At 69.4% G+C, this 10,685-nt stretch carries 13 protein-coding genes; 12 read left to right on the plus strand and 1 reads right to left on the minus strand.

What is annotated here, in order from left to right:
- Positions 1-90 precede the first annotated feature (90 nt).
- The 8 genes from infA to truA all read left to right on the plus strand — a co-directional run bounded on the left by infA (position 91) and on the right by truA (position 4,976).
- Complete coding sequence (infA, locus tag ACWGJY_RS06665; protein WP_003956442.1) at positions 91-312, plus strand: translation initiation factor IF-1; 222 nt, start codon at positions 91-93, stop codon at positions 310-312.
- Between the two features lie 60 nt (positions 313-372).
- Positions 373-486, plus strand: coding sequence for a 50S ribosomal protein L36 (gene rpmJ, locus ACWGJY_RS06670; protein WP_003956441.1), 114 nt, complete (start codon positions 373-375; stop codon positions 484-486).
- Positions 487-681: 195 nt separating this feature from the next.
- A complete protein-coding gene (gene rpsM, locus ACWGJY_RS06675) occupies positions 682-1,062 on the plus strand; it encodes a 30S ribosomal protein S13 (RefSeq protein WP_453259674.1) in 381 nt (126 codons plus the stop codon).
- 96 nt (positions 1,063-1,158) lie between these two features.
- The gene (gene rpsK, locus ACWGJY_RS06680) at positions 1,159-1,563 is read left to right on the plus strand and encodes a 30S ribosomal protein S11 (protein ID WP_004571845.1); all 405 of its coding nucleotides are present in this window, start codon (positions 1,159-1,161) and stop codon (positions 1,561-1,563) included.
- A 26-nt stretch (positions 1,564-1,589) separates the two neighbouring features.
- On the plus strand, positions 1,590-2,216 hold the full coding sequence (gene rpsD / locus ACWGJY_RS06685; protein ID WP_453259675.1) for a 30S ribosomal protein S4: 627 nt from the start codon (positions 1,590-1,592) through the stop codon (positions 2,214-2,216).
- Between the two features lie 109 nt (positions 2,217-2,325).
- Positions 2,326-3,348, plus strand: coding sequence for a DNA-directed RNA polymerase subunit alpha (locus tag ACWGJY_RS06690; RefSeq protein ID WP_003956430.1), 1,023 nt, complete (start codon positions 2,326-2,328; stop codon positions 3,346-3,348).
- Between the two features lie 139 nt (positions 3,349-3,487).
- Entirely contained in the window at positions 3,488-3,955 is a 468-nt protein-coding gene (rplQ, locus tag ACWGJY_RS06695) for a 50S ribosomal protein L17 (protein ID WP_392379742.1), read from the plus strand.
- A 157-nt stretch (positions 3,956-4,112) separates the two neighbouring features.
- Entirely contained in the window at positions 4,113-4,976 is an 864-nt protein-coding gene (gene truA, locus ACWGJY_RS06700; RefSeq protein ID WP_453259676.1) for a tRNA pseudouridine(38-40) synthase TruA, read from the plus strand.
- 61 nt (positions 4,977-5,037) lie between these two features.
- Here truA and ACWGJY_RS06705 read toward each other — a convergent pair whose 3' ends face one another.
- Positions 5,038-5,910, minus strand: coding sequence for a hypothetical protein (locus tag ACWGJY_RS06705; protein ID WP_453259677.1), 873 nt, complete (start codon positions 5,908-5,910; stop codon positions 5,038-5,040).
- Between the two features lie 56 nt (positions 5,911-5,966).
- Between ACWGJY_RS06705 and ACWGJY_RS06710 the strand changes: the two genes are divergently transcribed.
- The 4 genes from ACWGJY_RS06710 to glmM all read left to right on the plus strand — a co-directional run bounded on the left by ACWGJY_RS06710 (position 5,967) and on the right by glmM (position 10,510).
- Positions 5,967-7,601 (plus strand): ABC-F family ATP-binding cassette domain-containing protein, encoded by a 1,635-nt coding sequence (locus tag ACWGJY_RS06710; protein ID WP_453259678.1) that lies wholly within the window; start codon positions 5,967-5,969, stop codon positions 7,599-7,601.
- A 412-nt stretch (positions 7,602-8,013) separates the two neighbouring features.
- On the plus strand, positions 8,014-8,457 hold the full coding sequence (gene rplM / locus ACWGJY_RS06715) for a 50S ribosomal protein L13 (protein ID WP_042155907.1): 444 nt from the start codon (positions 8,014-8,016) through the stop codon (positions 8,455-8,457).
- Between the two features lie 43 nt (positions 8,458-8,500).
- A complete protein-coding gene (gene rpsI / locus ACWGJY_RS06720) occupies positions 8,501-9,013 on the plus strand; it encodes a 30S ribosomal protein S9 (RefSeq protein ID WP_018090882.1) in 513 nt (170 codons plus the stop codon).
- Between the two features lie 138 nt (positions 9,014-9,151).
- Positions 9,152-10,510, plus strand: coding sequence for a phosphoglucosamine mutase (gene glmM, locus ACWGJY_RS06725; RefSeq protein WP_453259679.1), 1,359 nt, complete (start codon positions 9,152-9,154; stop codon positions 10,508-10,510).
- Positions 10,511-10,685: the final 175 nt, after the last annotated feature.

A 10,685-nucleotide genomic window follows, 5' to 3' on the forward strand; every position in this document is an offset into this window, starting at 1 on the left:
ACGCGTCGGCTCTCGTGCATCCGTATGCCCTCTTGGTCGAGGGCGAGGTGCGGGATAGTCGATCAAGGTAGCCGATTCGAAGGGCGAAGCGTGGCCAAGAAGCAAGGTGCCATCGAAATCGAGGGCACCGTGATCGAGTCCCTCCCGAACGCCATGTTCAAGGTGGAGCTCCAGAACGGTCACAAGGTCCTCGCGCACATCAGCGGCAAGATGCGGATGCACTACATCCGCATCCTCCCGGATGACCGGGTCGTCGTGGAGCTCTCTCCCTACGACCTGACGCGTGGCCGGATCGTCTACCGCTACAAGTAGATCTTGTCGCCGCCCCGCTCCCGTGGGGTGACGGCACTGACCCGGAGAACCTCACATCCCATGAAGGTCAAGCCGAGCGTCAAGAAGATCTGCGACAAGTGCAAGGTGATCCGCCGCCACGGCCGGGTCATGGTCATCTGCGACAACCTGCGCCACAAGCAGCGCCAGGGCTGACGCACGCCGACCACCTGCATTTCGCAGTTTTCGCGCGACGCAAGCACATACGTACATACGCAGTCACCCGACCCCCGCATTTCGCGTGGGACGACACCCCCGGCTCGGAGGCCGGGGACCCGGCTCGTAATTCTGCAGAGTCTTACGGGAACGGTGCTGCGGAAGACCTCCGAATAGCCATCAGGAGCCACATCAATGGCACGCCTCGCAGGCGTTGATCTCCCGCGCGAAAAGCGTGTGGAGGTCGCCCTCACCTACGTCTTCGGTATCGGGCGGACGCTGTCGCAGCAGACCCTCGCCGCCACCGACGTGGACCCGAACACCCGTGTTCGCGACCTGGCCGAGGAAGACCTCGTCAAGATCCGCGAGTACGTGGACAACAACCTCAAGACCGAGGGTGACCTCCGTCGCGAGATCCAGGCCGACATCCGCCGCAAGGTCGAGATCGGCTGCTACCAGGGTCTGCGCCACCGTCGCGGTCTGCCGGTGCACGGTCAGCGCACCAGCACGAACGCCCGTACCCGCAAGGGTCCGCGTCGCGCGATCGCCGGCAAGAAGAAGCCGGGCAAGAAGTAGTCCTCAGCAGGACGCACTGTGTGCCCTGGGGGACACCCCTCAGGCCCCTGCAAGCGGTCTTCGCTGTAGGACCGACCACCTCCACGGGAGTAATGAATGCCTCCGAAGGGCCGTACGGCCGGCGCCAAGAAGGTGCGCCGCAAGGAGAAGAAGAACGTCGCCCACGGGCACGCTCACATCAAGAGCACGTTCAACAACACGATCGTCTCGATCACCGACCCCACGGGCAACGTGATCTCTTGGGCCTCTGCCGGCCACGTCGGCTTCAAGGGCTCGCGCAAGTCCACCCCCTTCGCCGCGCAGATGGCCGCCGAGTCGGCCGCCCGCCGCGCGCAGGAGCACGGCATGCGCAAGGTCGACGTCTTCGTCAAGGGTCCCGGCTCCGGCCGTGAGACCGCGATCCGCTCCCTCCAGGCCACCGGCCTCGAGGTGGGTTCGATCCAGGACGTCACCCCCACCCCGCACAACGGATGCCGCCCGCCCAAGCGCCGCCGCGTCTGACCAGCTGAAGTAGGAGACAAGACAATATGGCGCGTTACACCGGGGCCGACTGCAAGCGTTGCCGTCGGGAGAAGCAGAAGCTCTTCCTCAAGGGGAGCAAGTGCGAGAGCGCAAAGTGCCCGATCGAGATCCGTCCTTACCCCCCGGGTGAGCACGGTCGCGGGCGCACCAAGGACAGCGAGTACCTGCTCCAGCTTCGTGAGAAGCAGAAGTGCAGCCGTATCTACGGTGTCCTGGAGAAGCAGTTCGTGAACTACTACAAGGAAGCGAACCAGAAGTCCGGCAAGACCGGTGAGAACCTTCTGCGCATCCTTGAGACTCGTCTCGACAACGTGGTCTACCGGGCCGGCTTCGCCAAGTCCCGTGACCACGCGCGTCAGCTGGTCCGTCACGGACACATCACCGTGAACGGCCGCAAGACCGACATCCCGTCGGCTCGGGTGGCTGCGAACGACATCATCGAGGTCCGCGAGAGCTCCCGGAACCTGACCCCGTTCGCGGTGGCGCAGGCCGAGGCCGGCGACAGGACCGTTCCGGCCTGGCTGGAAGCGATCCCGTCGAACCTCCGGATTCTCGTGCACAGCATGCCCGAGCGCCAGGTGATCGACACCCAGGTGCAGGAGCAGCTGATCGTTGAGCTCTACTCCAAGTAAGAGCTGACGGGTGGGGGCGGTACGGAGCGATATGCGCCGTGCCGCCCGTACCCTTGTCAGTACAGCGGACGTCAAATAGCGGGCGTCCACGACTGAAGGATCGAACACCATGCTGATTGCTCAGCGTCCCTCTTTGACCGAAGAGGTCGTCGACGAGTACCGCTCCCGGTTCGTGATCGAGCCGCTGGAGCCGGGCTTCGGCTACACCCTCGGCAACTCTCTGCGTCGTACCCTCCTGTCCTCGATTCCGGGTGCGGCGGTCACGTCCATCCGCATCGACGGTGTCCTGCACGAGTTCACCACCGTGCCGGGCGTCAAGGAGGACGTCACCGACCTCATCCTCAACATCAAGCAGCTGGTCGTCTCCTCGGAGCACGACGAGCCGGTCGTGATGTACCTGCGCAAGCAGGGCCCCGGCCTGGTCACCGCTGCGGACATCGCCCCGCCGGCCGGTGTCGAGGTGCACAACCCGGACCTGGTCCTCGCCACCCTCAACGGCAAGGGCAAGCTGGAGATGGAGCTGACCGTCGAGCGCGGTCGCGGCTATGTCTCCGCCGTCCAGAACAAGCAGGTGGGCCAGGAGATCGGCCGTATCCCGGTCGACTCCATCTACTCGCCGGTGCTCAAGGTCACCTACAAGGTCGAGGCGACCCGTGTCGAGCAGCGCACCGACTTCGACAAGCTGATCGTCGACGTCGAGACCAAGCAGGCCATGCGGCCGCGTGACGCCATGGCGTCTGCCGGCAAGACCCTGGTCGAGCTGTTCGGTCTGGCGCGCGAGCTCAACATCGACGCCGAGGGCATCGACATGGGCCCGTCCCCGACGGACGCCGCCCTGGCTGCCGATCTGGCGCTGCCGATCGAGGAGCTGGAGCTCACGGTCCGCTCGTACAACTGCCTCAAGCGTGAGGGCATCCACTCCGTGGGTGAGCTCGTGGCGCGCTCCGAGGCCGACCTGCTCGACATCCGCAACTTCGGTGCGAAGTCGATCGACGAGGTCAAGGCGAAGCTGGCCGGTATGGGCCTGGCCCTCAAGGACAGCCCGCCCGGATTCGACCCGACCGCCGCCGCGGACGCGTTCGGCGCCGATGACGACGCCGATGCGGGCTTCGTCGAGACCGAGCAGTACTGAGCCTGCGGCTTCGTTGCGGCTGAGGCGTTGTCCTCACTCGCCGGACGGGCTTGATTTTTGTTCTTCCGCGGGGCGGCCGCCTCGTGGGAACTGTCACCGGTACCTGATACGGCCGGTGCAGCAATGAAGGAGATACACCATGCCGAAGCCCGCCAAGGGTGCCCGTCTGGGCGGCAGCGCTGCGCACGAGCGCCTGATGCTGCGCAACCTGGCCACGTCGCTCTTCGAGCACGGCCGCATCACGACGACCGAGGCCAAGGCCCGTCGTCTGCGTCCGTACGCGGAGCGTCTGGTGACCAAGGCGAAGAAGGGCGACCTTCACAACCGCCGTCAGGTCATGCAGCTGATCTCGGACAAGAGCGTCGTGCACACGCTCTTCACGGAGATCGCCCCGCGGTTCGAGAACCGTCCGGGTGGCTACACCCGTATCACCAAGATCGGTAACCGCCGTGGCGACAACGCGCCCATGGCCGTCATCGAGCTGGTGGAGGCGCTGACCGTGGCCCAGCAGGCCACCGGTGAGGCCGAGGCCGCGACCAAGCGTGCGGCCAAGGACGCGGAGGCGGCCGAGGCCGTCGAGGCGACCGAGGAGTCGAAGGACGCCTGAGTCCTGCCTTGCGTGAGCGGGTCCGCCCTTCGGGGCGGGCCCGCTTTCGCGTGCGCGGGCGGGCCTCGCCGCCCCGTCGGCGGCGGGCGGGACCGCTGGGTCCCCGGGGTGCGCCCGCGCGGACCGGCGGCCCACGGGGTGAGGGAGGATTGCTGACGTGAGCGATGAAGTGGAGCCCGGGTTCGTCCGGGTGCGGATGGATCTTTCCTACGACGGAAAGGACTTCTCCGGGTGGGCGAAGCAGGCCGGCGGGCGGCGGACCGTCCAAGGGGAGATCGAGGACGCGCTGCGGACGGTGACGCGGTCCGGGGAGCCGTATGAGCTCACCGTGGCCGGGCGGACGGACGCGGGGGTGCATGCGCGGGGGCAGGTGGCGCATGTGGATCTGCCCGGGGCGGTGTGGGCCGAGCACCGGGACCGGCTGCTGCGGCGGCTGGCCGGGCGGCTCCCGAAGGATGTGCGGGTGTGGCGGCTGGCCGAGGCGCCGTACGGGTTCAATGCGCGGTTCTCGGCGGTCTGGCGGCGGTATGCCTACCGGGTGACCGATCACCACGGGGGCGTGGATCCGCTGCTGCGGGGCCATGTGCTGTGGCACGACTGGGAGCTGGACGTCGAGGCGATGAACGAGGCCTCGCGGCCGCTGCTGGGGGAGCACGACTTCGCGGCGTACTGCAAGCGGCGGGAGGGTGCGACGACGATCCGCACGCTGCAGGAGCTGAGCTGGTCGCGGGGGGCGGACGGGATCATCACGGCGACCGTGCGGGCGGACGCGTTCTGCCACAACATGGTGCGGTCGCTGGTGGGGGCGATGCTGTTCGTGGGGGACGGGCACCGGCCGGTGGAGTGGCCCGGGAAGGTGCTGGCCGCGGGGGTGCGGGACTCCGCCGTGCATGTCGTACGGCCGCACGGGCTGACGCTGGAGGAGGTCGGCTACCCGGCCGATGAGCTGCTGATGGCGCGCAACCAGGAGGCGCGGAACAAGCGGACGCTTCCCGGGGCCGGGGCCGGGGGCTGCTGCTGACCGGCGGCCCGGGAGGCTTCGGTGGTGGCGCCGCCAGGACGGGCGGCGCCACCGGAGGCGGTCAGGACGTACCGGCCTTCTTCTGGGCTTCCTTCAGCTGCTGCTCGGCGGCCTTCGCGGCCTGGTCCTTGCCGCGCTGGGTGATCTGGGTGAACGCGTAGGAGCCGCCGTCCCGGGCGATCTGCCGGGCCTTGGTCTCCGTGTTGGTGACGTCCTTGCCGTTGAGGTAGCCGGCGATCGTGAAGTAGGCGTAGCGGCCGGTGGCATTGGCCGCCATCCGGCACTTCGTGCCCTGGCAGAAGTCCGCGGGGACACCGCCGCCGGGCAGCGGCATGAGGTTGGCCCGGTTCTCGTTCATGACCTTGGTGGCCTTCGCGGGCGAGTCGAAGACTGCGATGCCGAGGGTGACCGCGACGCCGTCCTTGGCGTACGTGGCGCGCAGCAGCTGCTTGCAGCCGTTGTGGGACAGCGAGGAGACGAGCGGTCCCTGGGCGCCGGCGGTGCAGTCCTTGGTGGTGGCGGTGTTGGTGCGGGGGTAGGTGTGCTCGCCGACGACCATGCTCTTCTGCGCGAAGAGGGTGGCCGGGGTGAGCGGCGCCGTGTCCTTCTTGGGGTCGGAGATGAAGTCCTGCGGGTTGGGCGGGGGCGGCACGGAGACGTCGGGGAAGGACGGCTTGTCGTCCGGCACCGCGGTCTGGCCGGACGCCGTGGGCGCCGCCGTCGGGCCGCCGCCCGGGGAGCCGCTGCCGCCGGCCATGACGGCGACGGTGACGATGCCGGCCACTGCGAGGGCCGCCAGCGCCCCGCCCCCGATCCACAGCCGGCGTTTGCGGCGGGCCTGTGCCTCGCTCTCCTCGGCGAGCGCGCCCCAGTCCGGGGTGGACGACGAAGAACCCCCGGGGCCGTCGAACGGCCCCCCTTGCCCAAAGCTCATGCCGCGCATCCTAATGGGGTTGGTGGAATGCGGAACGACCGGTGACAATCCCGCTCATGGGACATCTTGAGGCCGGACATCTGGAGTACTACCTGCCGGACGGGAGGGTCCTGCTGGGGGATGTGTCCTTCCGGGTGGGGGAGGGCGCGTCGGTCGCGCTGGTGGGGGCCAACGGCGCCGGCAAGACGACGCTGCTGCGGCTGATCGCGGGGGAGCTGCAGCCGCACGGCGGGGCGGTGACGGTCAGCGGCGGGCTGGGCGTGATGCCGCAGTTCGTGGGCTCCGTACGCGATGAGCGCACGGTGCGCGACCTGCTGGTCTCCGTCGCCCAGCCGCAGATCAGAGGGGCCGCGGCAGCGGTGGACGCCGCCGAGCTGGCGATGATGACCGCCGACGGCGACGACGAGGCCGCGCAGATGGCCTATGCCCAGGCCCTCAGCGACTGGGCCGAGGCACGCGGCTACGAGGCCGAGACGGCCTGGGACATCTGCACCATGGCGGCGCTCGGGATGCCGTACGAGAAGGCGCAGTGGCGGCAGGTGCGCACGCTGTCCGGGGGTGAGCAGAAGCGGCTGGTGCTGGAGTCGCTGCTGCGTGGCACGGACGAGGTGCTGCTGCTGGACGAGCCGGACAACTATCTGGATGTGCCGGGCAAGCGGTGGCTGGAGGAGCAGCTGAGGACGACCCGGAAGACCGTGTTGTTCGTCTCGCACGACCGGGAGCTGCTGGCCCGTGCCGCGGAGAAGATCGTCAGCGTCGAGCCGGGGCCGGCGGGCTCCGACGTATGGGTGCACGGCGGCGGATTCGACACCTATCACGACGCCCGCAAGGAGCGCTTCGCCCGTTTCGAGGAGCTGCGGCGGCGCTGGGACGAGAAGCACGCCCAGCTGAAGAAGCTGGTGATCTCGCTGCGGCAGGCGGCCTCGGTCAGCCATGAGCTGGCCTCGCGCTATGCAGCGGCGCAGACCCGGCTGCGGAAGTTCGAGGAGGCCGGGCCGCCGCCGGAGCCGCCGCGCGAGCAGGAGATCACCATGCGGCTGCGCGGCGGGCGCACCGGCGTACGGGCGATCACCTGCGAGGGCCTGGAGCTGACCGGCCTGATGCGCCCCTTCGACCTGGAGATCTTCTACGGCGAGCGGGTCGCGGTCCTCGGCTCCAACGGCTCCGGCAAGTCCCACTTCCTGCGGCTGCTGGCGGGGGACGCCGACCGTCCCGTCGAGCACAGCGGTGCCTGGAAGCTGGGCGCCCGCGTGGTCCCCGGCCACTTCGCCCAGACACATGCCCATCCCGAGCTGATGGGCCGCCCCCTGCTCGACATCCTGTGGACCGAGCACGCCAAGGACAAGGGCCAGGCCATGTCGGCGCTGCGCCGCTACGAGCTGGAGAAGCAGGCCGAGCAGCGCTTCGAGCGGCTCTCCGGCGGCCAGCAGGCACGCTTCCAGATCCTGCTGCTGGAGCTGTCCGGTACGACCGCCCTGCTGCTCGACGAGCCGACGGACAACCTGGACCTGGAGTCGGCGGAGGCGCTGCAGGAAGGGCTGGAGGCGTACGAGGGGACGGTGGTGGCGGTGACGCACGACCGGTGGTTCGCCCGCTCCTTCGACCGGTTCCTGGTGTTCGGCTCGGACGGGCTGGTGCGGGAGACCGCCGAGCCGGTGTGGGACGAGCGGCGGGTGGCGCGGGAGCGCTAGGGGGTGGCGCGGCGGCGGGCGCGCCGCGGCCGGGTGTCCCGGGGGCACCGGTGGCGCGCCGGCTGCCGGTGCCGGTGGGGACGGTGCGGAGGGGGACCGTGTGGCGGCCGGTACTCACGGTGACCGTGGAGGGGCCGGCGGGCCGGTGCCGTACGCCGGTTCGGGGGGCGTTTTGACCCCACCGGGGCCGGGCCGGTATTCTGCCTGTTCGTTATGCGTATTGGCTTGCTCTATCTCACGTGAGGGGGCCCTTACGCGGTCCACCGGGCCGATGACCAGCGACGGACGATCGGGTTGCGTCACCCGTAGTGCCGCTCCTGCTGGTGTGTCGGTTGTGGTGACCAGTACAGGACCCTTCCCCAAGGCCTCACGGCCAGGGGATACCCCACCTCTGAAGAAGCGAAGGCTAACCGTGCGTACGTTCAGCCCCAAGCCCGGCGATGTCCAGCGCCAGTGGCACATCATTGACGCGCAGGACGTTGTCCTGGGCCGTCTGGCCAGCCAGGCCGCGTCCCTCCTGCGGGGTAAGCACAAGCCGGTCTACGCGCCGCACGTTGACATGGGTGACTTCGTCATCATCGTCAACGCCGACAAGGTGCACCTGTCCGGCAACAAGCGGACCCAGAAGATGGCCTACCGCCACTCGGGCTTCCCGGGTGGTCTGCGCTCCGTCCGCTACGACGAGCTGCTCGACAAGAACCCCGAGAAGGCCGTCGAGAAGGCCATCAAGGGCATGCTCCCCAAGAACACCCTCGGCCGTCAGATGCTCTCGAAGCTGAAGGTCTACGCGGGCGCCGAGCACCCGCACGCTGCGCAGCAGCCGGTCCCGTTCGAGATCACCCAGGTCGCGCAGTAAGTCCGGCCACCCCCTAAGACGACAGAGAATTCTGAGGAGCATCGTGGCCGAGACCACTCCCGAGACCGTCATCGAGAACGACGACGCCGTCGAGGAATACACCACTGAGACCGAGGTCGTGGAGTCGGAGTACACCTCCGAGTCCCTCGCCTCCCGCTTCGGCGACCCGCAGCCGGCGGCCGGCCTGGGCCGTCGCAAGAACGCCATCGCCCGCGTCCGGATCGTTCCGGGCACCGGCCAGTGGAAGATCAACGGTCGCACCCTTGAGGGCTACTTCCCCAACAAGGTGCACCAGCAGGAAGTCAACGAGCCCTTCAAGGTGCTCGAGCTCGACAACCGCTACGACGTGGTCGCCCGCATCTCCGGCGGCGGCATCTCCGGCCAGGCCGGTGCGCTGCGCCTGGGCGTGGCCCGTGCGCTGAACGAGGCGGACGTGGACAACAACCGCGGCGCGCTGAAGAAGGCCGGGTTCCTCAAGCGTGACGACCGTGCGGTCGAGCGCAAGAAGGCCGGTCTGAAGAAGGCCCGTAAGGCGCCGCAGTACAGCAAGCGCTAACCGCGCGCTGCACATGCAGCTCTTGGCGAACGCCCCGGTGGCACCTTCCGTGCTGCCGGGGCGTTCGGCTATCCGGGACCAGGGGCGTATACCTGGACTTCATGCTCTGGTCCAAGCTCATCTACTCGGAGGACACCAGTGGGACGACTCTTCGGCACGGACGGTGTGCGCGGTGTCGCCAATGCGGATCTGACGGCGGAGCTGGCGCTCGGTCTGTCGGTCGCTGCGGCGCATGTGCTCGCGGAAGTGGGCACGTTCGAAGGTCACCGGCCGGTGGCGGTGGTCGGACGCGATCCACGCGCGTCCGGGGAGTTCCTGGAGGCCGCGGTCGTCGCGGGCCTGGCCAGCGCCGGCGTGGACGTGCTGCGGGTGGGCGTGCTCCCGACCCCGGCGGTCGCGTATCTGACCGGCTCGCTCGGCGCGGACCTCGGCGTGATGCTCTCCGCCAGCCACAACCCGATGCCCGACAACGGCATCAAGTTCTTCGCCCGCGGCGGCCACAAGCTCGCCGACGAGCTGGAGGACCGGATCGAGAAGACCTACCGCGCGCACAGCGCCGGTGAGCCGTGGGAGCGGCCGACCGGCGCCGGTGTGGGCCGGGTCACCGTCTACGACGAGGGCTTTGACAACTATGTCGCCCATCTCGTCGGCGTCCTGCCCAACCGTCTGGACGGGCTGAAGATCGTCATCGACGGCGCCCACGGCGCGGCGGCGCGGGTCTCGCCCGAGGCCTTCGCGCGGGCCGGCGCCGAGGTCATCACGATCGGCACCGAGCCCGACGGCCTGAACATCAACGACGGCTGCGGCTCCACCCACCTGGGGCTGCTGCGCGCCGCCGTGGTCGAGCACGGCGCCGACCTGGGGGTCGCGCACGACGGGGACGCGGACCGCTGTCTTGCCGTGGACCGCGAGGGCAACGAGGTCGACGGCGACCAGATCCTGGCCGTCCTGGCGCTCGGGATGCACGAGGCGGGGATGCTGCGCAAGAACACCGTCGTCGCCACCGTGATGTCCAACCTGGGCTTCAAGCTCGCCATGGAGCGGTCGGGCATCGAGCTGGTCCAGACGGCGGTCGGCGACCGCTACGTCCTGGAGGAGATGAAGGCGCACGGCCTCGCGCTGGGCGGTGAGCAGTCCGGGCATGTGATCGTGCTGGACCACGCGACGACCGGTGACGGCACGCTGACCGGTCTGATGCTGGGCGCCCGGGTCGCCGCGACCGGACGGCCGCTGGCCGAACTGGCGGGCGTCATGGAGCGGCTGCCGCAGATCCTCATCAACGTCCCCGACGTCGACAAGTCGCGGGTGACCACCTCTCCCCAGCTGACCGCGGCGGTCGCCGAGGCCGAGCGGGAGCTGGGCGCCACCGGCCGGGTGCTGCTGCGGCCGTCCGGCACGGAGCCGCTGGTGCGGGTGATGGTGGAGGCCGCGGACATCGAGCAGGCACGGGCCGTTGCCGAGCGGCTGGCCGACGCGGTCAAGTCCGCGCTGGGCTGAGCGGCAGGGGCGGTGGCCGCGGCCGCCGCTGAACCGCCCGGGGGTTCCTCCCGCCGCTGAACCCCCGGTCTCGCCCCGGGCCGGGGCCACGCCGGGCGGGGGGGGGACCGGGGGGGGGGGGGGGCGGGGGCGGGCGCCGTGCGGCGGGGGTGCGGGGGGGGGGTTGTGTGGTGCG

The organism is Streptomyces sp. NPDC054765 (assembly GCF_053612065.1).

Excerpts from the sequence above, each read along its gene's own strand:
- rpmJ (WP_003956441.1), top strand. The coding sequence starts at position 373 with ATGAAGGTCAAGCCGAGCGTCAAGAAGATCTGCGACAAGTGCAAGGTG.
- rpsM (WP_453259674.1), top strand. The coding sequence starts at position 682 with ATGGCACGCCTCGCAGGCGTTGATCTCCCGCGCGAAAAGCGTGTGGAG.
- rpsK (WP_004571845.1), top strand. The coding sequence starts at position 1,159 with ATGCCTCCGAAGGGCCGTACGGCCGGCGCCAAGAAGGTGCGCCGCAAG.
- rpsD (WP_453259675.1), top strand. The coding sequence starts at position 1,590 with ATGGCGCGTTACACCGGGGCCGACTGCAAGCGTTGCCGTCGGGAGAAG.
- ACWGJY_RS06690 (WP_003956430.1), top strand. The coding sequence starts at position 2,326 with ATGCTGATTGCTCAGCGTCCCTCTTTGACCGAAGAGGTCGTCGACGAG.
- rplQ (WP_392379742.1), top strand. The coding sequence starts at position 3,488 with ATGCCGAAGCCCGCCAAGGGTGCCCGTCTGGGCGGCAGCGCTGCGCAC.
- ACWGJY_RS06705 (WP_453259677.1), bottom strand. The coding sequence starts at position 5,910 with ATGAGCTTTGGGCAAGGGGGGCCGTTCGACGGCCCCGGGGGTTCTTCG.
- ACWGJY_RS06710 (WP_453259678.1), top strand. The coding sequence starts at position 5,967 with ATGGGACATCTTGAGGCCGGACATCTGGAGTACTACCTGCCGGACGGG.